The sequence below is a fragment of the Massilia suwonensis genome, from assembly GCF_042655665.1.
In the GTDB taxonomy this organism is placed as follows: Bacteria; Pseudomonadota; Gammaproteobacteria; order Burkholderiales; family Burkholderiaceae_D; genus Telluria; species Telluria suwonensis.
In genome coordinates this window covers 2,141,533-2,168,045 of the sequence record NZ_JBHSMR010000013.1, presented here as the reverse complement: position 1 = coordinate 2,168,045, position 26,513 = coordinate 2,141,533, and the positions used below count along the sequence as shown (strand labels likewise).

Genomic DNA, 26,513 nt, shown 5'->3' with positions numbered 1-26,513 from the left:
GCGCCCGCGCGGAAATTGTCGCGCTGGCAGCAACGGCCTCGGACGGCCTTCATTTGGCCAGTTCCGCTGCCAACTGTTGTGCAATCGCCTCCGATGGGCACAGCAGGCGGTCCGCTGCGGCGGCCGCGGGCGGCAAGGCGCCATCGTCCGCGCCGCGCACCAGCAGCTGGATACTGACGCCGCGGCTGCGCCAGGCGGCCAGCAGGCCGGCGTCGAAGGCCGCGGCCACGGCTGTTGATGCCGCGTCGGGCGCATAGAAGATGTCGCCGGCGTGGACATCGGCGACCGGCTCTTCCTGCGCCGTCCAGCCCAGGCCCAGCAGGCGTCCGGCGGCGCCGCGCGCCAGGCGCCAGCGGGGACTGGCACCGCCGGTATCGAGGCGCACCGGTTCGACGCGCAGGCCGGCGTGCGCCTGTGCCAGCAGTTCCGTCAGCTGGCGTGCGGCCAGCGGATCGGGAACGGCGCCAGGCGCGGCCCAGGCGCTGACGTCGACCAGCAGCTGGCGCCGCGCCGTGTCTTCCTGTTCGGCCAGCGTCGCGGCGACGCTTTGCAGCGCGGCGTCATTCGCCAGCGCCGCGCGCCAGGCCGCGTCCCGCACCGCGGTGGCCGCACGGGCCGCTGCCAGCGTCGAGAGGTACAGCCCGGCGCAGCGGGCGGGGCGGAATCGGGCGTCGAGCAGCTTGACGGCACCCTGGCCGAGGGCCGTACGCAGTGCCGCATCGGCGCGCAGGGTTTCCAGCGCCGCGCTCAGTTCCGGCACCTCGAAGGCATCCGGCAGGCGCCAGACGGCTTCCGGCGGGAACTCGGCCATCGAACCGTTGGCGTTGACGATCGTCGGCAAGCAGTAGTTCATGCAGTCGAGGACCGCGCCCGAGCTTTCGCCGTGCGCATTCGTGCGCAGCTGCACGCCGACGTCGGCGGCCTGCAGGTACTGGCGGTACGCCTCGGCGTCGAGCCAGCCGGCGATGCGGATGTTGGCGTCCGGCCCGGCGCCGCGGATCAGCGCCTCGACCTCGACGCCATACGGGCTGTCGTGGTTGGCGCCGGCCAGCACCAGCTCGCAGCGGCGATCGAGGTGCAGGCTGGAGCCGGTCCAGGCGCGCAGCAGCTCGTGGGTCAGTTTATTCGGCGCGACGAAGCCGAAGCTGCAGACCAGGAAGGTGTCGGCATCGATGCCAAGGGCGGCGCGGGCGGCCGCGCGGTCAATGTGCGCCGGCGGCGTGCGCGGATGGGGAATCACGTCGATCCTGGCCGTGATGGCGGGGCCGAACCAGTCGGCGGCCAGCTGGCGCGCATGCTGCGAATGGACGATGACCCGGGTCGCGTTTTCCAGCACCGGCAGGCTGGCCGGCCAGTCCTTGTGGGCCTGGGCCCGTCCTTGCCCCGTCTGCGTGGCGCGCACGGCGGCGTAGCCGTGCGAATGCAGCAGGGCGTCGCCCCAGGCGCGCGGGTCGGCGCCGCTCATCTGGGCATGCACCAGCGCGCCGCCGAGGAAGAAGTCGTGCAGCACCACCACGCCAGGATGGCGCGCCAGCAGGGCGAACATGTGGCTGTGGAAGGGGCTGTTGCCGAACTGGTAGAGCACCTGATCGTACTCGGCGCCGTGTTCGGCGAACCAGGCGGCCTGGCGCACCGGCAGGTTGGCCAGCGCGGGCGGCAGCGCCACCTCGGGCTGGGCGACCACGAGCTCGATCTCGAAGTGGGCGCTCAGTTCGGCCAGCAGCTCGACCGAATAGGTGGCGACGCCGGTGCGCTCGGGCGGCATCGGCGCAACAAAAGCCAGGCGCGGACGCGCGCCGGCAGGGCGCTGCGGCGCGTCCTGCAGGCGGCGCAAGGTGCGCAGGATCGCATTCGCGCGCGGCGACAGGGTGTCGGCCTGGCCGGGATCGGCCGCTGCGGGAGCGGGCGGCGCGCCGCCGGACGCCATCATCGCCTGGTAGGCGCGTGCGTACAGGCCGGGGAAGCGTTTCAGGATGCGCAGCGCGAGCTGGCGAGCCCACGGCCGGCGCAGCACCAGGCGTGCAGCCAGCATCAGGGGCGCGGCGAGGCCGGCGCGGGCGATTGGCGTGCTCGCCGGCAGCGCGACGGGAAGGGGCGGCGGCAGCACGGCGATCGTGCCTGCGGCGGCATCGGCCGTCAGCACGTCGAGCAGGGTGGTGGACGCGGTTTCGCGCGCGGGCGGCAGCGTCATCGGGGCAGGGAAGAAGTTGCAAATGGCATGGACACTATTATAAGAGGCGCCCCCCCGCGGCGTGCTGTTGTCTGATTGCAACTACGCCCGCCAGCGCTGCCGATGAGCCGCCGCCGGGTTAAAATACGGTATGACTTCCCCGACTTTCACCCACCTGCGCGTCCACTCCGAATACTCGATCGTGGACGGCCTGGTGCGCATCGACGACCTGGTCGGCGCCGCCGCCAAGGACAAGCAACCGGCGCTCGCCGTCACCGACCTGGCCAACATGTTCTGCATGGTGCGCTTCTACAAGGCGGCGCGCGGCAAGGGGATCAAGCCGATCGTCGGGGTCGATGCCTGGATCACCAACGACGACAACCGCGACAAGCCCTCGCGCCTCCTGATCCTGGCGAAGAACCGCACCGGCTACCTGCAGCTGTGCGAGCTGCTGTCGAAAGCCTGGCTCACCAACCAGTACAAGGGCCGGGCCGAAATCCGCGCCGAGTGGCTGGAAGCGCTGGCGACTTCCGTCTCGACGCTGGAGCCGGACGTGCCGCAGTCGAACGCCCTGATCGTGCTCTCCGGCGCCTGCTTCGGCGACGTCGGGCAAGCCATCGACAACGGCGACATCGAGCGCGCCGAGCGCAATGCGCACCGCTGGGCAAGCATCTTCCCGGGCCACTTCTATATCGAGATCCAGCGCGCCGGGCAAGCGAACCAGGAACAGGCCGTGCGCCATTCGGTGGCGCTGGCCGGCCGCCTCGGCCTGCCGGTGGTGGCGACCCACCCGGTGCAGTTCATCAGCAAGGACGAATTCATCGCCCACGAGGCGCGCACCTGTATCGCCGAGGGCGAGATGCTGGCTAACGCCAAGCGCGTGCGCCGCTTCAACGAGGAGATGCGCTTTAAAACGCAGGCCGAGATGGCCGAGTTGTTCGCCGACCTGCCGGGCGCGCTCGCCAATTCGGTCGAAATCGCCAAGCGCTGCAACGTCGTGCTCACGCTGGGCAAACCGCAGCTGCCGGACTTCCCGACGCCGCCGGGCATGACCATCGACGAGTTCCTCGTCGCCGAAACCAAGAAGGGCCTGGAAGAGCGCCTGCTGCAGCTGTTCCCCGATCCCGCCAAGCGCGAGGCCGAACGCCCGCGCTACGAGGCGCGCCTCGAGTTCGAGAACCAGACCATCATCAAGATGAAGTTCCCGGGCTACTTCCTGATCGTTGCGGAGTTCATCCAGTGGGGCAAGAACAACGGCGTGCCGATCGGCCCGGGCCGCGGCTCGGGTGCGGGCTCGCTGGTCGCGTACGCGCTGAAGATCACGGACCTGGATCCGTTGAAATATAACTTGCTGTTCGAGCGCTTCCTGAATCCTGAACGCGTCTCGATGCCCGACTTCGACATCGACTTCTGCCAGGAAAAGCGCGAACTGGTGATCCAGCACGTGAAGGATTTATATGGCCGCGACGCGGTCTCGCAGATCGCCACCTTCGGTACCATGGCGGCCAAGGGCGCGATCCGCGACGTCGGCCGCGTGCTCGACTACGGCTACAACTTCTGCGACGGCATCTCGAAACTGATCCCGTTCAAGCCGGGCAAACCGGTCTCGATCGCCGAAGCGATCGAAGAGGAGCCGCTGCTCAAGGAGCGTCTCGAGAACGAGGAAGAAGTGAAACAGGTGCTGGACCTGGCGCAGCAGGTCGAGGGCATCACCCGTAACATCGGCATGCACGCCGGCGGCGTGCTGATCGCGCCGGGCAAACTGACCGACTTCTGCCCCCTGTACACCCAGGGCGGCGACGCCGGCGTGGTCTCGCAGTACGACAAGGACGACGTCGAGGCCGTCGGCCTGGTGAAGTTCGACTTCCTGGGCCTGACCACGCTGACGATCCTCGACCGCGCCGTGAACTACATCCGCGCGCTCGATCCGGCGGACGCGGAGTTCAACCTGGAGACGCTGCCGCTGAACGACCGGCCGTCGTATAAGCTGCTGTCGGATGCGAAGACGGTCGCAATCTTCCAGCTGGAGTCGCGCGGCATGCAGGGCATGCTGAAGGATGCGCGTCCCGACCGCTTCGAGGACATCATTGCACTGGTGGCGCTGTATCGTCCGGGCCCGATGGACCTGATTCCCGACTTCTGCAAGCGCAAGCACGGCGAGAAGTTCGATTATCCCGATCCGCGCACCGAGTCGATCCTGTCCGAGACCTACGGCATCATGGTCTACCAGGAGCAGGTCATGCAGATGGCGCAGATCGTCGGCGGCTACTCGCTGGGCGGCGCCGACATGCTGCGCCGCGCGATGGGTAAGAAGAAGGCCGAAGAGATGGCCGAGCACCGCGAGATCTTCCGCGCCGGCGCCGCCAAGGACGGCCTGTCGACAGAAAAGGCGGACGAAATCTTCGACTTGATGGAAAAGTTCGCGGGCTACGGTTTTAATAAATCGCACGCCGCCGCCTACGCGCTGCTGTCCTACCATACCGCCTACCTGAAGGTGCACCATACGGCCGCCTTCATGGCAGCCAACATGTCGCTGGCGATGGAAGACACGGACAAGATCAAGATCCTGGTCGAGGATGCGATCGATGTCTGCAAGCTCACGCTGCTGCCGCCCGACGTCAACGAATCGCACTACCGCTTCACGCCGGAAGGCGAGCCGAAGTCCGTCACCGGCAAGCAGGTGTCGAACATCCGCTACGGCCTGGGCGGCGTGAAGGGCGCGGGGCAGGGCGCGATCGAGGCGATCATCGCCGCGCGCAAGGAGGGTGGCAAGTTCAAGGACCTGTTCGACTTCTGCAAGCGCGTCGACCGCAAGCAGATCAACCGCCGCACCATCGAGTCCCTGATCCGTTCCGGCGCCATGGATTGCTTCGGCGTCGACCGCGCGATCCTGCTGGCTTCCGTCAGCTTCGCGATGGAAGTGGCGGGCCAGGAAGCGGCCGCCGCCAACCAGGTCAGCCTGTTCGGCGGCGACGATTCGGACCTGGTGGCGCCGCCGGAATACGTCAAGGCGACGCCCTGGACCGACCGCCAGAAGCTGGCCGAAGAGAAGATCGCGCTCGGCTACTACCTGTCGGGCCACATGTTCGATTCCTACGCCCAGGAAGTGCGGCGCTTCGCCAAGACCAAGCTGAAGGACCTGGAACCCTCGCGCGATCCGCGCATGCTGTGCGGCGTGATCACCGGGGTGCGCACCCAGATGACCCAGCGCGGCAAGATCCTGATCGTCACGCTCGACGACAAGACCGGCGTGGTCGAGGTCACGGTCTACAACGAGGTGTTCGAGGCCAACAAGAACATTTTCAAGGAAGACGAATTCCTGATGGTGGTCGGTAAGGTGTCGGAAGACCGCTTCAACGGCGGCCTGCGCATCACGGCCGAAAAAGTGTTCGACATCGCCGCTTCGCGCATCCACTACGGCCACAAGCTGGAGATGGACCTGGCCTGCACGGCCAGCACCGCGAAGCTGGCCGAAGTGCTGGCGCCGTATAAGAACCCGGACGGGCTGCCGGTCAGCCTGCGCATCAAGCCGCAGAACGTGGACTGCATCGTGCAGCTGGGCGACGAATGGCGCGTGGCGCCGTCGGACGCGCTCAAGCAGGCGCTCGAGCTGACGCTGGGAGCGAAGGACGTGGCGGTCGAGTATTGACGTGCAGGCCCTGCGCACGGGCGCTTCGACTATAATCCGGCCTTCTCCACACGCCGCGCCCGGCGCCGCTCAATGACGATGGACACAACAAGACCGGCAGCGCCCGCGCGCGCGAACGACCGCGCCACTACCTGGGCAAGCTGGCTCATGCTGCTGCTGCCGGCCACCGCGCTCACCACCAATTTCGGCGTGCACCTGGCCCTGTTGCTGGTGCTGCTCTCGCTCGGCCTGCTGGTGCGGCGCGGCCTGGCGGACTTTCATCGCACGCACGCGCGTGCGCTCCGCTATCTCTTCATCGGCTTCGGCGGCTTCGTGCTGGTCACGCTGCTGCGCATGCTCTGGTTCGGCCATTCGATCAAGGTCATGGACGGGCCCTCGCGGCTGCTGTTCGCGCTGGCCTGCATCGGCTTCGTCGGCATCCTGCGCCCGAACATCCGCCTGTTCTGGATCGGCATGTGCATTGGCACGATCGTCGCGGCCGTCCAGGGCGGCTGGCAGTTCCTGGTGCTGCACGAAGAGCGGGTCACGGGCATCACCCACCACGCGATCACCTATGGCGACCTGGCGGTGGCGATGGGCGTCATGTCCTTCTGCGCGCTGTCCGAGTTTCGCGGCACGCGCCTGGCCTGGCTGCCGCCGCTGGCCCTGCTGTGCGGCATGCTGGCCGCGACCTTCTCCGGTTCGCGCGGCGCCTGGCTCGCTTTCCTGCTGGTGCTGTGGCCGATGCTCAAATACGGCAGCCGCATGCACGGCAACACGATGCGCTGGGTGGTCGGTCTGGTGCTGCTGGCTTGCGCGGCCGGTTATCTGGTGCCGCAGACCGGCATCGCGCAACGGGTGGCGGACGCCGTGTCCGACGTCGAGCGTTATTACAGCGTCCACGATGCCAGCACGAATGTCGGCACCCGCCTCGAACTGTGGCAGGCCGCCGGCATGATGATCGCCGAGCATCCGTGGCTCGGCGTCGGCCGCGAGAATTTCCAGCCCACCATGCGGGCATTGCACCAGGAAGGACGCCTGCAGGACACCATGGCGCTCACCTACAGCAGTGCTCACAACGACGTGCTGCACACGCTCGCCACCGGCGGCCTGCTCGACCTGGTTTTCCTGTTGCTGGCCTACGCCGGGCCGTTCGCCTTCTTTTCGCGTATGCTGCACCATGGCCCGCAGGCCGCCGCGGCGCCCGCGCTGGCCGGCATGCTGCTCGTGATCCTCTTCGTCGCCTTTGGTCTCACCGACGTGATGTTCTGGCTGATGAGGACCCAGGCGTTCTACGCGACCATGGTCTGCGTGCTGGCCGGGTTCTGCCTGGCGGCGCAGGCCGCACCCTCTGCTTTTTCAGGTTCCCATGCGCCCCGCACTTGAACGTATCCTGATCTGCCGTACCGACAACATCGGCGACGTCGTCCTGACCCTGCCGCTGGCCGGCTACCTGAAGGCGCGCTTCCCCCAGGCGCAGGTCGACCTGCTGTGCCGCGCCTATGTCGCGCCGGCGATGCGCCACTGCCGTTTTCTGGACCGCGTGATTGCGGTCGAGGAGGCCGGCGAGCTGGAGGCCTTTTTTAAACAGGGCGGCTACGACACCGTGATCTTCGCCTATCCGGACCGGCGCCTGGCCAAGGCCGCGCGCCGCGCACGGGTGCCGAACCGGGTCGGCACCAGCCACCGGGTCTACCACTGGTTCACCTGCAACCGGCTGGCCCACTTCAGCCGCGTGAAGTCGGAGCTGCACGAGGCGCAGCTGAACTTCGCCTTGCTGCGCCCGCTCGGCATCGATTACCTGCCGTCCCTTGCCGAGATCCCGGCCCTGTACGGCCTGGCGGCGCCGCGCGATCCCGCCGTCGACGCCTTGCTGGAACCGGGCAAGCGGCACGTGATCCTGCACCCGAAATCGAACGGCAACGGCCGCGAGTGGCCGCTCGACCACTACACCGAACTGGCCCGCGAGCTGGCGACAAGCCCGGATATCCGGCTATTCGTGACCGGCAGCCCGGCCGAAGGCACGCTGATCGCGCGCGACGCGCCGGACTTGCTGGCGCTGCCAAACGTCAGTAACCTGTGCGGAGCGCTCAGTCTGGACGGCCTGGTCGCCCTGATCGGCGCCTGCGACGGCCTGGTGGCGAGCGGCACCGGGCCGCTGCACCTGTCCGCCGCCCTGGGCCGGCCGACCCTGGGCTTGTTCCCGCCGATCAAACCGATCGATCCGGCGCGCTGGGGCGCGCTCGGCGCGCAAGCCGCGGTGCTGGTCGCGCCGCAGCCATGCGCCGCATGCGCCGATCCCGCCGCCTGCGCCTGCATGCGCGCGATCACGCCGCAGGCGGTGGCCGCGCAGGTGCGCGCCTGGGGTGCGCCACGCTAAAGGCCCGAATCGAAAGACTTTATGGAAAACAGTACGATCGTCAAACGCCTGTGGGCGTTCATCAAACCCTACCGCAGCCGCGCCTACATGGCGCTGCTGGCGATGGCGCTTACCGCCGCCACCCAGCCGCTGCTGGGCAAGGCGCTCCAGCTCCTGCTGGACAAGGGCTTCAAGAACAAGGTCGAATTTTCGCTGTGGTGGATTCCCGCCGTCCTGATCTCGATTTTTGTCCTGCGCGGGATCGGCACCTTCGCCACCGCCTACCTGAACAACTGGGTCATCAGCCGCGTGCTGAACGACATCCGCGCGCAGCTGTTCGACCGCCTGCTGCGCCTGCCGGTGGCGCGCTTCCACGAAGAGTCGACCGGCAAGATCATCAACACCGTGATCGGCGACGTGCGCCAGGTGGTCGACATGATCAACTCCGTCTTCATCGCCTGCGTGCGCGACGTGCTGGTGGTGGCCGGTTTGCTGGGTACCTTGCTTTACCTGAACTGGCGGCTGACCCTGGTCGCCATCATCGTCATGCCGCTGACCGCCGTCATCGTGCGCACGACCACCAAGCGCCTGCGCCACATGCACCGCGAGAACCAGCGCGTCACCGCCGAGATGACGCAGGTGGTCGAAGAGGCCGCGCGCGGGCACCAGGTGATCCGCGTGTTCTCGGGCGAGCGCTACGAGCGGCGCCGCTTCGACACGCGCAGCGAGGCGCTGCGCGGCTTCTCGCAACGCAGCACGGTCGCCTTTGCCGCCACCACGCCGATCACGCAGATCGCCACCTCGATGACGCTGTCGCTGGTGGTGGTGCTGGCGATCCGCGCCAACATGACGGTCGGCGAGTTCACCCAGTTCGTGACGATGATGCTGATGCTGCTGACGCCCCTGAAATCGCTGGCCGAAGTGAACGGCCCGATGCAGCGCGGGATCGCGGCCGCCGAAACCGTGTTCGAGATGATCGACTCGCCCGTCGAGGAAGACACCGGCACGCGCGAACTGGCGCAAGTAAAAGGGCAGCTGAGCCTGGAGAATGTGCGCTTCCGCTATCCGAACGCGGCCGGCCTAGCGCTGAACGACGTCTCGCTCGACATCCAGCCCGGCCAGACGGTGGCCCTGGTCGGCGTCTCGGGCGGCGGCAAATCCACCTTCGTCAACCTGGTCACGCGCTTCTACGATCCGGAAGGCGGGCGCATCCTGCTCGACGGCGTGCCCTACCGCGACATCAAGCTGAGCAGCCTGCGCGCGCAGCTGGCGATGGTGAGCCAGAACGTGGTGCTGTTCGACGACACGCTGGCGGCCAACATCGCCTATGGCGTCGAGCGCATCGACTACGAGCGCCTGGCCGCGGCGATCAAGGCCGCGCACCTGACCGACGTGGTGGCGCGCCTGCCGGACGGCGTCGAATCGATGATCGGCGAGAACGGCATGCGCCTGTCGGGCGGCCAACGCCAGCGCGTGGCGATCGCGCGCGCGATCTACAAGGACGCACCGATCCTGATCCTGGATGAGGCCACCTCCGCCCTCGACAACGAATCCGAACGCGCCGTGCAGGCCGCGCTCGACACCCTGATGGCGGGCCGCACCACGATCGTGATCGCACACCGCCTGTCGACCATCGAGCGCGCCGACCGCATCGTGGCGATGGAGGGCGGCCGCATCGTCGAGCAGGGCACCCACGACGAGCTGCTGGCCCTGGGCGGCATGTACGCCAACCTGTACCGCCTGCAGTTCGCGGCCACGGCGGCCGAGCAATGAAGGACGGGCGCACGCTGGTCATCTCGCCGAACTGGATCGGCGACGCCGTGATGGCGCAGCCTTTGCTGCAGCGGCTGAAGGCCCGGCATCCGGAGCGCCCGATCGACGTCCTGTCGCCGCCTTCGGTGGCGCCGGTCTGGCGCGCCGCGCCGGAAGTCGACACGGTGCTCGAGACGCCGTTCCGGCACAAGGCGCTGCAGCTGCGCGAGCGCTGGAAGTACGCCCGCGTGCTGCGCGCGCGCGGCTATCTTGACGCCTATGTGCTGCCGAATACCCTGAAGTATGCGCTGATTCCCTGGCTGGCCGGGATCGCGCGCCGGGTCGGCTACAAGGGAGAAATGCGCTACGGCCTGGTGAACGTCATGCACCTGGACGACACGCCGCCGCGGCCGATGGTGCCGTTCTATGCGGCGCTCGCGTTATCGCCGGACGCGCCGCTCGCTCCCGCGCCGCGGCCGCGTTTGCAGGTGCCGGATGAACGCATCGCCGCGGCCTGTGCAGGTCACGGCGTCGATGCGGGGCGCCCGCTGGTCGTGTTCGCGCCAGGCGCCGAATTCGGCCCGGCCAAGCGCTGGCCGCCGCGCCACTTCGGAGCGTTGGCGCAGGCGATCCTGGCGCAGCATGGCGATGCGCAGATTGCGCTGCTTGGCTCGCCCAAGGACCGCGAGACCTGCGATGACGTGCTTGCGCATGCGGGCGCCGCGGCGCCGGCCATGCTGAACCTTGCGGGCCAGACCCAGCTCGATGAGGCGATCGCGCTGATCGCGCGCGCGGCGGCGGTGGTGGCGAACGACTCGGGGCTGCTGCACATTGCGTCGAGTCTGAACCGGCCGGTGGTGGCGCTGTATGGGCCGACCGATCCGGAGCATGCGCCGCCGTTTTCGGACATGGCGCGGGCCTTGTCGCTGCGCCTGGATTGCTCGCCTTGCCGGCAGCGGGAGTGTCCGCTGGGGCATCACAATTGTCTCGAGCGGATGGAGGCGCCGATCGTGTGGAAGGAGTTGGCGCCGATGTTGGCGCGATAGGCATTCGGGTAGTTTGACGCACGAAAGCGCGTGGAGTCAGGACTCCACCCTACGATTCATTGCTATACGTAGGGGTCATCGAGGCCAATGGCCTCGATGACGGTTTCACCGGAGTCCCGACTCCACGCGGTACAACGGTGAATCAGCCCCGCAACCATGCGGGGCCTCACACGCGCGTCAGCTCGCGTAATGCGCCGCTTCCCCCACCATCTCCCCGTCGTCCGCCGCATGCTCTTCCAGCGCCTTGATGTAGCGCGCCAGCGCGTCGTCCAGTGACGGCAGCAGCATGCCGCGCTCGCTGCCCAGGGCCGAGTAGTGCGGCCGCACGGCCACGTAACCGAGTTCGGTCGCCGGACGTTCCTGTAAAGTCTTCGGATCGACCCCGGCCACCTCGCAGGCCTTGCGCGCCAGCTCGGCCCAGGTCACGGCTTCGCCGTTACTCAGGTGCCAGATGCCGCGCTCGCGGTCGATCAGCAAATCGAGGCTGACGTTCACCAGGTCCGGCACATAGGTCGGCGTCACCACCAGGTCGTTCGAGGCCGTGAACGGCTGGCCCGACTTCAATGCAGCCAGGGCCTGGGTGACGAAGTTGTGCTTGTCCCAGGGGCCGAAGAAGGAACTGGTGCGGATCACCAGCGCCTGCGGGTCGGCTTCCAGCACGCGGCGTTCGGATTCGGCCTTGCTGCGGCCGTACACGCCGAGCGGCGCCACCGGGTCGGATTCGACGTAGGGCGTGCCCTTGCCGCCGTCGAACACCAGGTCGCTCGAGAAGGTCATGAAGCGCAGCGCGTGGCGGATGCAGGCCAGGGCCAGCACGGTCGGTCCATGGGTGTTCCCGTTCATGCAGCCTTCGACATCAAGCTCGGCTTCGTCGACGCGCACATAGCCGCCTGCGTTGATGATCGCCCAGGGTTTGAAGCGCTGGATCGCCGCTTCGACCGAGGCCGGATCGGTGATGTCCATCTCCTGGCGCGTCAGCACGTGGTGCGCGAGATTGCGCTTTTCGCAGATGCGCGCAAAGGCGGAACCGAGGGTGCCGGTGGCGCCCGTGATCAGGATCGGCTGCACGTGGTTCGACTTGAACTGGCTGCGCACCGCGATGTCGGCCACCGCCGTGCGCGTGGCGACCGGCTTGCACAGGAAGCGTCCCGGCCGGCGCCACCAGCCCTGGCCTTGCAGCACGGGGTTCGTCAGCGGCCGGCCGCTGGCCAGTTCGCGCATCAGCTTGGCCACCGCCGTCGGCCGCGGCTGCGGGCCGCGCACGTCGAACGGACCCGGCTCGTAGTAGCCGCGGCATTCGGTCACCAGGCAGTTCCAGTCGTAGGAGCCGAGCAGGGCCCAGACCGTGACGGCGCGCACGTCGGCACCCTGGGTCTTGGCTTTCTGCGCCGCATTCCAGATTTCGAGCAGCCAGCGCAGCTGGTCTTCGCGGTTGGCGTCGATGTGGGCTTCGGTGATGGCGATCGGCAGGCCGTAGCGCTCCCAGGTTTCCATCAGCAGCGGGCCGATGCCCGGCGTCGGTGTGGCCAGCGCGCGCGGGGTCTCGATGTCGGCGTGCAGGACGCCGTCGTACTCGTGGCAATGCGATTGCGGATAGCGCTCGACACGATGATCGAGCCAGCGTTCGCTGGTGATGTAGTAGTTGACGCCGATGACGTCGGGCGGGCAGGTATTCTCGCGGAACCAGAGCAGTTCTTCAGGCGTGGCGCCGGACTCAAGCAGGTAGCCCCACAGCTTGTGTTCGGGATCGACTTTGCCGCACAGGATGTCCCAGGCCAGCCAGCGCCGTTCGTTGAAGAAGTTCGCCAGCCAGGCCATCTCGGGCGTGCTGTAGGTCTTCGACAAGTCGTCGGTCTGCACCAGTTTCGCGTCCGGATTCACGGCGCGGATCGCGCGCATCGACAGCACCGTGGCCTTGCACTGATTGAGCAGGGCACGGATGAAGGTCGTATGGCTTTTCCCATGCGGGTACCAGACGCCGGCCAGACCGGAAAAGCGCGCCGTCGTCAGTATTTCGTTGACGGGGGTGTAGTACTCGGCCCAGGGGTAGCGCTGGGCTACCGCGCCGGCGTACTCGGCGAGCTTTTCGGGGAAGGCTGGATCGACCAGGCTCGTGTGTTCGGGACCGCTGCCATGGTGGATCAGGCCTACGATCGGCGTCACGCCCAGGCGCTGCAGCGCGGGCAGGCGGGCGTCGGCCCACGACCAGTCGGCACTTTCGATGCCGTTCGGTGCGGTGCGCTCCCAGAGCACGGGATAACGGATTGCCTTGATGCCGAGGGAAGCGAAACGTTCGATGTCTTCGACCCGGTCGGCGTGGCCATTGCGGTCCATCTGGCTGAAGTAATTGTCGCGTACACGGTTGACCGTGCATTCGAGTCCGCCCCAAAGCGCCAGCTCGGTTGCGGTCTCAGGCTGGATCTGCTTGTCGATGTTCATGAGAAATACCTGCGAGTAATGAGACAGGCCCTAGACTAACGGTCCAACGCAGGCTGTTATGTGAATCGGCTAACATATAAGACACATTTCGGACTAGTCCTACTTTTTGCCATTACATCCATTTCCTCTGCTAAATATATGCTATCTTCAACGAAATAGCGTGCTTCGTGTTTACAGGCGCGCCCAAATTGGTGACATTATTGTCTGTTCGCCAATTTCGTCAAAATCACAGGTGGAGCGGCATATGTATATGGTGTATTGGACAATTATTGAGGAAACCGCCAGCAGTCCGCACGCCCAGGCTTTCGGCACCGACGAGATGGTCAAGGCGATGGGCTTCATGGAAGACTTGCGGCGCCGCCAGCGCGAAGGCGAGGGCGTGCGCTTCATCACGATGTGTTCGGAACACCCGGACCTGGTGGGGCATCCGGGGGTGGATGTGACGGGGGCGGATTACAACTGGAAGAAGCGGCGGAGATAGCGCTTGCTCATTGCACGGCGCTTCCGGTGAGCGCATTCTCGGGTTGCTCCCACCTCCTCGGCTCGCCGGGCTCCCGGCCATGGACATCGCTGCCTAATCCAATATCGATGAGAAACAGATACGGCGGTTCCTTCGTCCAGCAGCCTTCGCTGCATTTCAGGCGGAAGATCATGCCGTACAGCTTGGAGACGCGGAGCGTTGCCTCCTGCGAGTAGGCCGATTCGAACATGCGTGCATGCAGCCGTAGAGTCCCTGACGACTTGTTCGAAAGTCTGGCCGAGGCGGAAGGCCAGGACGGTCGGCTCGGGCGTAGGCGAATGCCACCAGATGGCAGCAGCGATAAGGCCGGCCAGTACGACGATGCGAGGCAGCCAGGTCTTCATTTCACACCGCTGTTGACAGCGACCGCCTGAGATTGCGTCGGGTGGCCAGGCATCCATCCAAATACGTCATCGCTGAGTCCGATATCGATGAGGAACAGGTAGGGCGGCTCGCCTGTCCCGCAGCCTTCATTGCACTTCAGCCGGAAGGTCATGCCATACAGCTTGGGGATGCGGAGGGTTGTCTCCTGTGCGTAGCCTGGTTCGAACATCCTTGCATGTAAACGCTTCCTGCCCGTCGGGGACAGGTCGAACCAAACACTGTCGTTTTTCTCCCAGGGTTCCCAGCCGCCTGCCTTGAACTGGTTCTGCAGGTTTTCGAGTATTGCAACGGCTTCGTCGAAGGGCAAGGCTTCGAGCATCGGCGACGTGGCAAGCGAGGATGCCTTGTTCTTCGAGAAAGAGAGCGCAGCAAATTTTGTGGGCGGCAGCGTGAATCCGTGTTTCGGGTCGGTGAAACGGATAATGACTGCCGGTTCCGTGACCCAGATCGCTCCAAATTGTAGGTCTTTATCAGGGTCGTCGGCAGGCCGGTTGGCGTGGTCCATCGCGGGATAGCTGGAGCTCCTGACGACCTCATCGAAGGTTTGGCCGAGGGTAAACCTTAGAACGGTTGGTACAGGACCACGAGATTGCCACCAAGCGGTAACGATGGCGAGACCAGCCAATACAGCGGGGAGCCAATAGCGGCGCCTCATGCTACGCCTCCTCCTGCGGCAATTGCGCGAATCGACGCCTCGACGTAGGGCCGTTCGGGGCCGTGTAGGAGTGCGTGAAATTGTCTGGCGGCGCCCAGCACGAACTGCATGCGTTGCTCGACCACCCACAGCTCCGCATTCTTATTCCGGGAGAACCAAGACGTGAAACCGATTTTGGCCCTGCACTCTGCTGACAGGGTCAACTTGATCTCTTCGTAGTCACCAGTTGGAAATCCGGTCGCCCAAGCATACTGATTCATGGCAAGCAGCCTTTGGAGAACAGGATCGTTGTACATGATCTTTTGCAGGATGTTCACCTGCTCATGCCGCGCGATCTGGTCAACGCTTTCACGGATGCTTCCCATCTCGATGTATTTGAATCCCTGCACGATTTCGTTGAAACGTGTACCGAACGTTAGCGTGTTCCCGTCCACCGCCCAATGCACCGGATACTTATCGTTCTGCCGCTTGGCGAGATAAGTATTAAATTCCTCCCACCCCCGTTCCATGAAAAACCTGTGCAGCGGATAAATATCCAGAAACAGGTGTGCATTCCCGAAGCCCAGTTTCCGGTACATGTACTGTGCCGCGGCCTGCGTACCGGACTGCACCATCGTGGACGCTCCTGCGCCGGGATACGCAGCGAAGGCCCGCTGCACCAGCTCGCGCACGCGGCGGTTCTTGTCGCTGACCTCGGCCGAATGTAGCAACCCGCACCCCACCTGCTTCGACGCGAATGCCGCCAGCCCCGCCCACTGGAAGCGGTGATCGGCCAGCCACAATTTGGCGTAGGCCGCGTTGATACGCTTGTTCCGCTCGCGGTCGTTGCCCTCGAAACTGCCGTTCACCTTGAGAATCTCCTCGGCCTCGGCCTGGAAGGTGCCCCACAAATGTTCTGGCGTCAGGATCGGAACGGCAACCGCCCGCTCCACCGTGGCCGCCGGCCCGACGCAGTGAAGCAGCGTGCATTCCGTCACCGACTTGACGTTCCTGCCGACGGGAATGCCGTGATACTTGTGGCGGGGGAACCAGGGGTTCGGTGTTCCGGGAACATAGGTGGCCTGCATGGACAAACTCCTCGGCATGCAACAGGGATCAGGCGATGCTCGTTTCGGCGCGCCCGGTGCGGACCGCCTCGCGTTCGGCCGCGCTCAGGGGCTCGGTCCAGCCGTTCTGGTCGAGCGTGCCCTCGACCACCCGGGTCGGCAGCGCGAGCCGGTAAGGGCGGCTGACCAGGGGCTCCCGCGTGTCGATGTCGACCAGCGCGAGCGGAAGGTAGTCGTCCGGCGGAGGCGGGATGGCGGCGGCGTTGGCGTCGGCCACCTTTTGCGCGGCCGCGGCGACCTGGCCGGCATACCAGTCGCCGTCGACCGATTGGCACATCAGGGCCTGGACGGCAATCAGGCGCGGCGGCGGCGTGCACTTGCAGATGCACAGGTCGTCGTGCAGGGCGGCCAGGCGGCCGTCGATGGCTTCGTGCAGGCGCGGTCCGTCGGGCTGGATCACGCCTTCCGACAGGCAGCGCGGGCACCAGCAGACATCGCCTTCGACCGCCAGCGGTACGCCATCGATCGTCTCGAAGCGGCTGCCCGATACGACCTTGCCCCCCGCCGTGGTGGCGGCGCCGAGCGTGATGAAGTATCTGTCGGGCATGGCGTCCTTTTCCCTGCGCGCCGCAGGGCAAAGACTCCAGCCTAACGATGGACGAGGTCGCTTATTTGAGGGAGCGCAGGAGACACCATGACGAGAGCGGAGCCCGTCGCATCCCCGGCACAGAACGGACTGCCGGGAAACAACGGTGGCTCAGGACGGCAGTGAGAAGGCCTCGGCGATCGACACCAGTTCGCCCGTGCCGGTAGCGTCGTAGCCGGGCAGGGCATTGACCAGCTTGTGGTACGCAGGATCGCGCATCAGTTCGAGCAACTGGCGCATGGCAGGCTCGTCGACGGCATCCTGGCGCAGCGCGAAATAATAGTGCTCGCGCACCAGCGGCAGGAAATCGAGCTTGAACTGGGCGGCGGCGGCGCGCATGCCGATGCCGGCGTCGGCCATGCCGCTGGCGATGTAGGCGGCCACCGCCGAATGCGTGAACTCGGCGCTGTTGTAGCCGTTGATCGATTCGAGCGGCGGGCCATCGGCGGCCAGCATCATCTCCAGCAGCATGCGCGTGCCGGAGCCGGCCTGGCGGTTCACGAAGCGCACTTCCGGACGCGCCAGGTCGGCCAGCCCGCGCAGGCCGAGCGGATTGCCGCGCGCCATGATCAGGCCTTGCTGGCGGCCCGCGACGCGCACCAGGCAATGCTGGTTCGGATCGAGCCAGCGCAGATACCAGGCGACCGTCTGCGCTTCGAAGCGGCCCTGCGGAATGTGAAAGCCCGCCAGGTCGCATTCGCGCCGCGCCAGTGCCGCCACGGCATCCGTGCTGGTGCGGTAACGCAGGTCGAGCGGCAGGGCGTCGCGGTCGATGCAGCCGGTCAGCGCGGCGACCGCGAAGCCGTGGCTGGCATCCATGCGCAGCGTGCGCAGCTTATTCGCCGTGATGCGCGCGAGTTCCGCTTCCAGTTCCGAGGCCAGGCTGTGCAGGGTGGGCGAGAGGCGCGCGGCGATGCGGCGGTCGGCCCAGACCAGTTTCTGCGCCAGCGGCGTGAGCGCCGTGCCGCGCCCGCGTCCGGTTTGCAGCAATTGTTCGCCGAACAGGCTTTCCGCCGAGCGCAGCAAGCCCCAGGCGTAACGGTAGGACAGGCCGACACTTTTGGCGGCCTGCGCGATCGAACCCGTGTCCTGGATCGAGAGCAGTAGGCCGAGCAGGTCGGCCGTGTCGAGCGGCGCCTCTCCCTTGACGCTGATTTCCCAGTGGGGCCGGATATGAACGGTGAGCATATGCTGAAAATAGCCTATTTCGCTGTCAAAAACATCATGTTACCCTCGGCAGGCAATAAAAGATGCCCAATAGATATGCTTTAAAAAGCATATTACATACTTATAAAACGGAGGGGACAATGGGTTTGTTCAGTTTTTTAGATAAGGAGCGCACGATCGCGGGCGCCGGCTTCAACCGCTGGCTGGTGCCGCCCGCGGCGCTGGCGATCCACTTGTGCATCGGCATGGCCTACGGCTTCTCGGTGTTCTGGCTGCCGCTGTCGAAAGCGATCGGCATCACCGAATCGGTCGCCTGCGCGCCCGAGATGGGCTTCATGGCCGAGATCTTCTCGACCACCTGCGACTGGAAGATCTCGATGCTGGGCTGGATCTTCACGATCTTCTTCCTCTTCCTGGGCCTCGCCGCCTGGCTGTTCGGCGGCTGGCTCGAGCATGCGGGCCCGCGCAAGGCCGGCGTCGTCTCGGCCCTGTGCTGGTGCGGCGGCCTGGTGATTTCCGCTTTCGGCATCTACAGCCACCAGATCTGGCTGATGTGGCTCGGTTCCGGCGTGATCGGCGGGATCGGCCTCGGTCTCGGCTACATCTCGCCCGTCTCGACCCTGATCAAATGGTTCCCGGATCGCCGCGGCATGGCGACCGGCATGGCCATCATGGGCTTCGGCGGCGGCGCCATGATCGGCGCCCCGCTGGCCGACAAGCTGATGAAGCATTTTGCTACGCCGACCTCGGTCGGCGTGTGGGAAACCTTCCTGGCCCTGGCCGCGATCTACTTCGTGTTCATGATTGCCGGCGCACTGGCCTACCGCGTGCCCGCCAACGGCTGGAAGCCGGAAGGCTGGACCCCGCCGGCGAAGAGCACCAACACCATGGTCACCACGCGCCACGTGCACGCCAGCCGCGTCTGGGGCATCCCGCAGTTCTGGCTGATCTGGGGCGTGCTGTTCCTGAACGTCTCGGCCGGCATCGGCATCCTGGGCATGGCTTCGCCGCTGCTGCAGGAAGTCTTCGGCGGCAGGCTGATCGGCGTCGACCTCGGGTTCAACGAACTCGACGCGGCGCAGAAGAGCCAGATCGCGGCAATCGCCGCCGGCTTCACCGGCCTCCTGTCGCTGTTCAACATCGGCGGCCGCTTCGCCTGGGCCTCGTGCTCGGACTTCATCGGCCGCAAGGCAACCTATTTCGTGTTCCTGATCCTCGGCTTCTTCCTGTATGCGGCGATCCCGTCGATGGCGCACGCCGGCCAGCTGGCCTTGTTCGTCGGCTTCATCTGCATCATCCTGTCGATGTACGGCGGCGGCTTCGCGACCGTGCCGGCCTACCTGGCCGACCTGTTCGGCACCCAGATGGTGGGCGCGATCCACGGCCGCCTGCTGACGGCCTGGGCCGCCGCAGGCGTGCTGGGTCCGGTCCTGATCAACTACATCCGCGAGTACCAGATTGCGCACGGCGTGCCGAAGGCGCAAGCTTATGACGTGACGATGTACGTCCTGGCAGGCCTCATCGTCGTCGGTATCGTGCTCAACGCCATGATCCGTCCGCTGGCAGACAAGCACTTCATGACCGATGCCGAACTGGCGCACGAAAAGAAGCTGGCGCAGGAGCGCGACATCAGCACGGTAAACGCCGCGCGCGGCGGCAGCGGCGGCAGCGCCGTGGCCAGCAGCCCGCTGGTGACGGCCTTTGCCTGGCTGGCAGTGGGCATTCCGCTGATGTTCGGCGTGTGGGTGACGCTGCAGAAGGCGTCGGTGCTTTTCAAGTAATCGCTGTTCGGGTGTCGTACTGCGTGGGCACGGAGTGCCCACCCTACGACTGCCCGGTTTTGTAGGGTGGGCACTCTGTGCCCACGCGGTATCACCGCTCGCATACCACACAACAAACCAACGCAACACAGATCACAACCTGGGACGAACCATGAACCACCCCATCATCCCGATCGCCGTCGCCAACGCCGGCGCCAGCCGCCAGCGCAAGCGCGAAGCCCCGAAGGGCCGCCGCGTCGAGCCGCAGGCCCTCGCCGACGTCCAGGCCCTGCTCGGCGCCGAATCGCGCCAGCGCGACCTTTTGATCCAGCACCTGCACAAGATCCAGGACCATTTCGGCTGCCTCTCGAGCGCACACCTGGCCGCGCTGGCGCAGGAAATGCGCCTGGCGCAGACCGAGGTCTACGAGGTCGCCACCTTCTACCACCACTTCGACGTGGTCAAGGAAGGCGAGGCCGCCCCGGCGGCGCTGACGGTGCGCGTCTGCGCCGGCCTGTCCTGCGAGATGGCGGGCGCGCGTGAGCTGCTGGCGAAACTGCCGGCCCTGCTGGGCCGCGAAGTACGCCTGCTGGAAGCCCCGTGCGTCGGCCGCTGCGAACAGGCGCCGGCAGCGATGGTGGGGCAGCATGCGATTCCCAACGCGACGCTTGATGCCGTCGTGGCCAAGGCCGCCGCCGGCATCACGACCGATGCGGTGACGACCCATGCCGATTACGCGGCCTACCGCGAGGGTGGCGGCTACCAGCTGCTGCGCGCCTGCGTCGCCGGTCAGCACGAAGTCGAAGACGTGATCAAGACGCTGGAAGCCTCCGGCCTGCGCGGCCTCGGCGGCGCCGGCTTCCCGCTGGGCCGCAAGTGGCGCATCGTGCGCGCCGAGCCCGGCCCGCGCCTGATGGCGATTAACATCGACGAAGGCGAGCCCGGCACGTTCAAGGACCGCGTCTACCTCGAGCGCGACCCGCACCGCTTCCTGGAAGGCGCCCTGATCGCCGCCTGGGCGGTCGGCATCGAGGCCATCTACATCTACCTGCGCGACGAATACCACGGCTGCCGCGCCATGCTGGAAGCCGAGCTGGAAAAGCTGCGGCTTGACCCGCCAGTGCAGGGCATGCCGCCGATCCATTTGCGCCGCGGCGCTGGAGCGTATATCTGCGGCGAAGAGTCGGCCATGATCGAATCGATCGAGGGCAAGCGCGGCATGCCGAGATTGCGTCCGCCTTATGTGGCGCAAGTGGGCCTGTTCGGCCGGCCTACGCTGGAACACAATTTCGAGTCCCTGCACTGGGTGCGCGAGATCCTGGAGCGCGGCGGAGAATGGTTCGCCAGCTTCGGCCGCAACGGGCGGCGCGGCCTGCGTTCGTTCTCGGTCTCGGGCCGCGTCAAGGAACCGGGCGTCAAGCTGGCCCCGGCTGGCATCACGATCACGGAACTGATCGATGAGTACTGCGGCGGCATGCAGGACGGCCACAGCTTCTATGCCTACCTGCCGGGCGGCGCCTCGGGCGGCATCCTGCCGACCGCGATGGGCGACATCCCGCTCGACTTCGACACCCTGCAGCCCTATGGCTGCTTCATCGGCTCGGCCGCCGTGGTCGTGCTGTCGCAGCACGATACGGCCACCGCCGCCGCCCGCAATACGCTGGCCTTCTTCAAGGACGAGTCCTGCGGCCAGTGCACGCCCTGCCGCAACGGCACCGCGAAAGCACTCGACATCATCAACAAGCCGGTGTGGGACGTGCCGCTGCTGGGCGAACTGTCGCAGGTGATGCGCGACGCCTCGATCTGCGGCCTCGGCCAGGCGGCGCCAAATCCTTTCGATTGCGTCATCAAATACTTCCCGCACGAGCTGGAGACAGTCAAATCATGAACGCTCCGATCCAAACCATCACATTCGAACTCAATGGCCGCGCCGTCGAAGCGCTGCCGCACGAGACCCTGATCGAGGTCGCCGGCCGCGAAGGCATCGAGATCCCGCGCCTGTGCTACAAGGAAGGCTTCGAGGCCGTCGGCAACTGCCGCTCCTGCATGGTCGAGATCAACGGCGAACGCACGCTGGCGCCGTCCTGCTGCCGCCATCCGAGCCAGGGCATGAAGGTCAGCACCGACAGCACCCGCGCGACCGCCGCGCAGAAGATGGTGCTCGAACTGCTGCTGGCCGACATGCCGGAAGCCGAGTACACCCGCAAGAACGAAGTCGACCTGTGGGCCGAAAAGCTCGGCGTCGGCAAGCCGCGTTTCACTTCGACGCGCCGCCAGCCGCAGGTTGATGCCACCCACGCCGCGATCACGGTGAATCTCGACGCCTGCATCCAGTGCACGCGCTGCGTGCGCGCCTGCCGCGACGAACAGGTGAACGACGTCATCGGCTTGGCCTTCCGTGGCGAGAACGCGAAGATCGTGTTCGACCAGGACGACCCGATGGGCAACTCCACCTGCGTGGCCTGCGGCGAATGCGTGCAGGCCTGCCCGACCGGTGCCCTGATGCCGGCGCGCGAAGTGGCGCTGAACATCCCGGATAAGCAGGTCGATTCGGTCTGTCCGTATTGCGGCGTCGGCTGCCAGCTGACCTACAACGTCAAGGACAACAAGATCCTGTACGTGGAGGGCCGCAACGGCCCGGCCAATCTCGGCCGCCTGTGCGTGAAGGGCCGCTACGGCTTCGATTATGCGCACCATCCGCATCGCCTCACGAGACCGCTGATCCGCCGCGCCGGCGTGCCGAAGACAGGCGACTTCGTGATGGACCCGGATCGCGTACTCGATGTGTTCCGCGAAGCGACGTGGGAAGAAGCTTTAGAACTGGCCGGCGGCAAGCTGGCCCAGATCCGCGACACGCACGGCGGCGCCGCGCTGGCCGGCTTCGGCTCGGCCAAGGGCAGCAACGAGGAAGCGTATCTGTTCCAGAAGCTGGTGCGTACCGGCTTCGGCACGAACAACGTCGACCACTGCACGCGCCTGTGTCACGCCTCCTCGGTCTCGGCCCTGCTGGAAGGGATCGGCTCGGGCGCCGTGTCGAACCCGGTGATGGACGTCACCCGCGCCGAGGTCATCGTCATCATCGGCGCCAATCCGACCGTGAACCACCCGGTCGCCGCCACCTGGATCAAGAATGCCGTGCGCACAGGCGCCAAGCTGATCGTGCTCGATCCGCGCCGCTCGGAGCTCGCCCGCCACGCGCACCGCTACCTGCAGTTCAAGCCCGACACCGACGTCGCGCTGCTGAACGCGATGATGCACGTGATCGTGAGCGAACGCCTGGTCGATGAAGCCTTCATCGCCAGCCGCACGATCGGCTACGAAGAGCTGGAAAAGAACGTCGCCGAGTACAGTCCGGAAGCGATGGCGCCGATCTGCGGCATCGATGCCGAGACCATCCGCTACGTGGCGCGCCTGTACGCGACCTCGAAGGGATCGATGATCCTGTGGGGCATGGGCGTCTCGCAGCACATCCACGGCACCGACAATGCGCGCTGCCTGATCGCGCTGTCGCTGATGACGGGCCAGATCGGCCGTCCCGGCACCGGCCTGCATCCGCTGCGCGGCCAGAACAACGTGCAGGGCGCCTCCGACGCCGGCCTGATCCCGATGATGCTGCCGGACTACCAGCGCGTCGACAACGCGCAGGCGCGCGAAAAATTCGAGCAGGCCTGGGGTACGAAGCTCGATCCGAAGCCGGGCCTGACGGTGGTCGAGATCATGGACGCGATCGACCACGGCCAGATCCGCGGCATGTACATCATGGGCGAGAACCCGGCCATGTCCGACCCGGACGCGAATCACGCGCGCGCCGCGCTGGCCGCGCTGGAGCACCTGGTGGTGCAGGACATCTTTTTGACCGAGACGGCGTATCTCGCCGACGTGATCCTGCCGGCCTCCGCCTTCCCCGAGAAGACCGGCACGTTCACGAATACCGACCGCCTGGTCCAGCTGGGCCGCCAGGCGATCGACCCGCCCGGCGAAGCCAAGCAGGACCTGTGGATCATCCAGCAGATCGCCAACCGCCTCGGCCTGCCGTGGAACTACGGCCACGTGTCGGAAGTGTTCGACGAGATGCGCCACACCATGCCTTCCATCGGCGGCATCACCTGGGAGCGCCTGGAAAAGAACGGCGCCGTCGTCTACCCGTGCATGAACGAGGGCGACATCGGCCAGCCGGTCGTGTTCACCGAGCTGTTCCCGCGCGAAGGGGGCAGGGCGCGCTTCGTCCCGGCCGACATCATTCCGGCCGACGAGCGTCCCGACAGCGAGTACCCGATGGTGCTGATCACGGGCCGCCAGCTCGAGCACTGGCACACCGGCAGCATGACCCGCCGCGCCACCGTGCTGGATGCGATCGAGCCCGATCCGGTGGCGCTGGTGCACCCGCTCGACCTGGAGCGCATGGGAGTGAAACCGGGCGCGCCGATCACGATCGCCTCGCGCCGCGGCGAAGTGGTGCTGTATGCGCGCGCCGACGACAGCTCGCCCGTGGGCGCGATCTTCGTGCCCTTCTGCTACTACGAGGCGGCGATCAACCGCCTCACGAACGCCGCGCTCGACCCCTTCGGCAAGATCCCGGAGTTCAAGTACTGCGCGATCAAGGTCACGCCGGGCGGGGAGGTCGCACACCAGAGCAGCTACGGTGGCGGCCAAATCCTCGCCGGCATGGCACAATCGGCAACATGAACCAACAAGACTTGCCACGCTACAGACCGCTCCTCTCCGATGCACGCGCCCACCTAACCCACGAGGTGAGCGCGCTGGACGAGCGGGGCCGCGCGTCGACGATCTCGATTCCGGCCGAGCGCCCGCTGACGGTGTACGTGGACAAGCGCGAGCTGGTCACCCTGATGACGCTGGGCGGCGCGCCGGAAGCCCTGACCCTTGGCTACCTGCGCAACCAGCGCCTGGTGCGCAGCATCGAAGACGTGGTCTCGGTGCAGGTCGACTGGTCGGTCGATGCGGTGGCGGTCGTCACCCGCAGCGGCATCGCCGACGTGGAAGAGCGCACCGCGAAAAAGGTCGTCACCACCGGCTGCGGGCAGGGGTCGGTATTTGGCGGATTAATGGATGAGGTCGAGACTATTTCCCTGGATGATAGTGCGCGCCTGACCCAATCCGTCGTCTACCGCATCGTCGACACCATCCGCACCCAGCAGTCGATCTATAAACAGGCCGGTTCGGTGCACGGCTGCGCGCTGTTCTCGAACACGGGCGAGCTGCTGTATTTCGTCGAGGACGTAGGCCGTCACAACGCGGTCGACGCCATCGCCGGCCTGATGTGGCTGGAGGGGATGCGCGGCGAGGACAAGGTGTTCTATACGACCGGCAGGTTGACGTCCGAGATGGTGATCAAGGGCGCGCAGATGGGCATTCCCTTCCTGCTGTCGCGCTCGGGCACCACGCAGATGGGACACATGGTGGCGGAAAAGGTCGGCATGTCGCTGCTGGCGCGCTGCACCGGCAAGCACTTCCTGCTGCTGGCCGGGCAGGAGCGGCTCGTGTTCGAGCCCGAACTGCTCGAGCTGCCCCCCGTGCCACGTTCGGCCTGAATGTCGCTGTTCGACGCCACGGCGCATGCCTTCGGGCTGCTGTTCTCGGGCGATGCGGCCCTGTGGCGCATCATCTGGGTCTCCCTCAAGACCAGCATCATCGGCCTGCTGCTGGCCACGCCGCCGGCCGTCCTGCTGGGCTACGCGATCGCCATGCACCGCTTCCCGGGGCGCCGCATCGCCATCTGGCTGGCGCAGTGCGCATTATCCTTGCCGACGGTCCTGATCGGCCTCCTGCTGTATCTGCTGCTGTCGCGCCGCGGGCCGCTCGGCCCCCTGGAGTGGCTGTTCTCGCAGTCCGGCATCATCGCGGGCCAGTTCGTGGTCGGCCTGCCGGTGCTGCTGGCTTTTACGCTGGCGGCGGTGCAGGCGCTCGATGCGCGCTATGCGGAGACGGCGCGCGCCTTGGGCGCCTCGCGCTGGCGCATCATGACCACCGTCCTGCACGAGGCGCGCTACGGCGTGATGGCGGCCGTGATCAGCGGCTTCGGACGCGTGATCTCGGAAGTCGGCTGCGCCCTGATGGTAGGCGGGAACATCGAAGGCGAGACGCGCACCATCACCACGGCCATCGCGCTGGAGACCAGCAAGGGCGAGTTCGCGCAAGGGATTGCGCTGGGCATCGTGCTGGTCGCGCTGGCGCTGCTGATGAATGGCGCATTGATGCTGCTGCAGGGCGAAGCCCACACGGCGGGAGGGCGCACATGAGCGCCCTGCTCACGGTACGCGGCCTGGTCAAGCGCCATGGCGAGCGCCTGCTGTTCGACATCGGCGAGCTGACCCTGGACGCCGCCAGCGCCTACGTGCTGACCGGCGCCAACGGCGTGGGAAAAAGCACGCTGCTGCGCGCGCTGGCGGGACTCGAACCGGTGCAGGCGGGGGCGGTCGAATTCGACGGCAAGCCGGTGTCGCTGCATCCTTATCCGCAAGCACTGCGCCGCGCCATCGTCTATGTGCACCAGCATCCGGTCATGTTTTCGACCAGCGTCGCGCAGAACATCGGCTATGGCCTCGTGGCGCGCGGCGAGCCCAGGGCGCGCGTGGCGGCCGTCGTGGAAGCGGCGATGGACTGGGCCGGCGTGGCCTACCTGCGCGAGACCGACCCGGCCAGGCTGTCGGGCGGCGAGAAGCAGCGCGTGGCGCTGGCGCGCGCGCGCGTGCTGCAGCCGCGCCTGCTGCTGCTGGACGAGCCGACCGCGAACCTCGACGGCGCGGCGCGCGAGCAGGTGATCGCGCTGATCCCGACCCTGATGGAGCAGGGGACCACGGTCGTCATGGCCTGCCACGACCGCGACCTGATCGGGCTGCCCGGCGTGCGGCGCCTCAAATTGCGCGACGGTCATCTCGAATATCGATCCCACAAGGGAGAGCACGGCGAAGCGCAATAGC

19 protein-coding genes are annotated in these 26,513 nt (G+C 66.4%); 12 read left to right on the top strand and 7 right to left on the bottom strand.

All coding sequences use genetic code 11. The features are described from left to right. Positions 1–49: 49 nt before the first annotated feature. Positions 50–2,191: a glycosyltransferase family 4 protein gene (locus ACFPQ5_RS17800; RefSeq protein ID WP_379758687.1), complete on the bottom strand. Its 2,142-nt coding sequence runs from the start codon at positions 2,189–2,191 to the stop codon at positions 50–52. A 130-nt stretch (positions 2,192–2,321) separates the two neighbouring features. On the opposite strand from ACFPQ5_RS17800, the gene dnaE reads away from it, so the two are divergent. The 5 genes from dnaE to waaF all read left to right on the top strand — a co-directional run bounded on the left by dnaE (position 2,322) and on the right by waaF (position 10,955). After that, positions 2,322–5,819, top strand: a complete 3,498-nt coding sequence (gene dnaE / locus ACFPQ5_RS17795) for a DNA polymerase III subunit alpha (RefSeq protein ID WP_379758684.1) — start codon at positions 2,322–2,324, stop codon at positions 5,817–5,819. Positions 5,820–5,897: 78 nt separating this feature from the next. Further along, a complete protein-coding gene (locus tag ACFPQ5_RS17790) occupies positions 5,898–7,184 on the top strand; it encodes an O-antigen ligase family protein (RefSeq protein ID WP_379758681.1) in 1,287 nt (428 codons plus the stop codon). Beyond that, positions 7,168–8,178, top strand: coding sequence for a glycosyltransferase family 9 protein (locus ACFPQ5_RS17785; protein WP_379758678.1), 1,011 nt, complete (start codon positions 7,168–7,170; stop codon positions 8,176–8,178). Before ACFPQ5_RS17790 ends, ACFPQ5_RS17785 begins: the two co-directional genes overlap by 17 nt. 21 nt (positions 8,179–8,199) lie before the next feature. Then, on the top strand, positions 8,200–9,930 hold the full coding sequence (gene msbA, locus ACFPQ5_RS17780; protein WP_379758675.1) for a lipid A export permease/ATP-binding protein MsbA: 1,731 nt from the start codon (positions 8,200–8,202) through the stop codon (positions 9,928–9,930). Next, positions 9,927–10,955, top strand: a complete 1,029-nt coding sequence (gene waaF / locus ACFPQ5_RS17775) for a lipopolysaccharide heptosyltransferase II (protein WP_379758672.1) — start codon at positions 9,927–9,929, stop codon at positions 10,953–10,955. Before msbA ends, waaF begins: the two co-directional genes overlap by 4 nt. 177 nt (positions 10,956–11,132) lie before the next feature. Here the strand turns inward: waaF and ACFPQ5_RS17770 are convergent, their stop codons facing one another. After that, the gene (locus ACFPQ5_RS17770; protein ID WP_379758668.1) at positions 11,133–13,394 is read right to left on the bottom strand and encodes a family 1 glycosylhydrolase; all 2,262 of its coding nucleotides are present in this window, start codon (positions 13,392–13,394) and stop codon (positions 11,133–11,135) included. A 244-nt stretch (positions 13,395–13,638) separates the two neighbouring features. Between ACFPQ5_RS17770 and ACFPQ5_RS17765 the strand changes: the two genes are divergently transcribed. Continuing rightward, positions 13,639–13,875, top strand: a complete 237-nt coding sequence (locus tag ACFPQ5_RS17765; RefSeq protein WP_379758665.1) for a hypothetical protein — start codon at positions 13,639–13,641, stop codon at positions 13,873–13,875. A gap of 7 nt (positions 13,876–13,882) precedes the next feature. On the opposite strand, the gene ACFPQ5_RS17760 is transcribed toward ACFPQ5_RS17765, so the two are convergent. From ACFPQ5_RS17760 to ACFPQ5_RS17740, 5 genes are all read right to left on the bottom strand, one after another. Continuing rightward, the gene (locus tag ACFPQ5_RS17760) at positions 13,883–14,104 is read right to left on the bottom strand and encodes a hypothetical protein (RefSeq protein WP_379758662.1); all 222 of its coding nucleotides are present in this window, start codon (positions 14,102–14,104) and stop codon (positions 13,883–13,885) included. Positions 14,105–14,254: 150 nt separating this feature from the next. After that, complete coding sequence (locus ACFPQ5_RS17755) at positions 14,255–14,953, bottom strand: hypothetical protein (protein WP_379758659.1); 699 nt, start codon at positions 14,951–14,953, stop codon at positions 14,255–14,257. After that, positions 14,950–16,020 (bottom strand): DUF2515 family protein, encoded by a 1,071-nt coding sequence (locus ACFPQ5_RS17750; protein ID WP_379758656.1) that lies wholly within the window; start codon positions 16,018–16,020, stop codon positions 14,950–14,952. The genes ACFPQ5_RS17755 and ACFPQ5_RS17750 overlap by 4 nt, the downstream gene beginning before the upstream one ends. Positions 16,021–16,048: 28 nt before the next feature. Beyond that, positions 16,049–16,606: a PAAR domain-containing protein gene (locus ACFPQ5_RS17745; protein ID WP_379758653.1), complete on the bottom strand. Its 558-nt coding sequence runs from the start codon at positions 16,604–16,606 to the stop codon at positions 16,049–16,051. A 150-nt stretch (positions 16,607–16,756) separates the two neighbouring features. Next, positions 16,757–17,833: a substrate-binding domain-containing protein gene (locus ACFPQ5_RS17740; RefSeq protein WP_379758650.1), complete on the bottom strand. Its 1,077-nt coding sequence runs from the start codon at positions 17,831–17,833 to the stop codon at positions 16,757–16,759. Between the two features lie 119 nt (positions 17,834–17,952). Between ACFPQ5_RS17740 and ACFPQ5_RS17735 the strand changes: the two genes are divergently transcribed. From ACFPQ5_RS17735 to ACFPQ5_RS17710, 6 genes are all read left to right on the top strand, one after another. Beyond that, positions 17,953–19,593, top strand: coding sequence for an OFA family MFS transporter (locus ACFPQ5_RS17735; protein ID WP_379758647.1), 1,641 nt, complete (start codon positions 17,953–17,955; stop codon positions 19,591–19,593). 151 nt (positions 19,594–19,744) lie between these two features. Further along, complete coding sequence (locus tag ACFPQ5_RS17730) at positions 19,745–21,460, top strand: NAD(P)H-dependent oxidoreductase subunit E (protein WP_379758645.1); 1,716 nt, start codon at positions 19,745–19,747, stop codon at positions 21,458–21,460. Beyond that, positions 21,457–24,258 carry a formate dehydrogenase subunit alpha gene (gene fdhF / locus ACFPQ5_RS17725; RefSeq protein WP_379758643.1) on the top strand — a complete coding sequence of 934 codons (2,802 nt, stop codon included), beginning with the start codon at positions 21,457–21,459 and terminating at the stop codon, positions 24,256–24,258. The genes ACFPQ5_RS17730 and fdhF overlap by 4 nt, the downstream gene beginning before the upstream one ends. Further along, the gene (locus ACFPQ5_RS17720) at positions 24,255–25,124 is read left to right on the top strand and encodes a formate dehydrogenase accessory sulfurtransferase FdhD (RefSeq protein WP_379758640.1); all 870 of its coding nucleotides are present in this window, start codon (positions 24,255–24,257) and stop codon (positions 25,122–25,124) included. The genes fdhF and ACFPQ5_RS17720 overlap by 4 nt, the downstream gene beginning before the upstream one ends. Beyond that, a complete protein-coding gene (locus ACFPQ5_RS17715) occupies positions 25,125–25,832 on the top strand; it encodes an ABC transporter permease (RefSeq protein ID WP_379758637.1) in 708 nt (235 codons plus the stop codon). Further along, the gene (locus ACFPQ5_RS17710; RefSeq protein WP_379758634.1) at positions 25,829–26,512 is read left to right on the top strand and encodes an ABC transporter ATP-binding protein; all 684 of its coding nucleotides are present in this window, start codon (positions 25,829–25,831) and stop codon (positions 26,510–26,512) included. The genes ACFPQ5_RS17715 and ACFPQ5_RS17710 overlap by 4 nt, the downstream gene beginning before the upstream one ends. The last annotated feature ends 1 nt before the right edge of the window (position 26,513 follow it).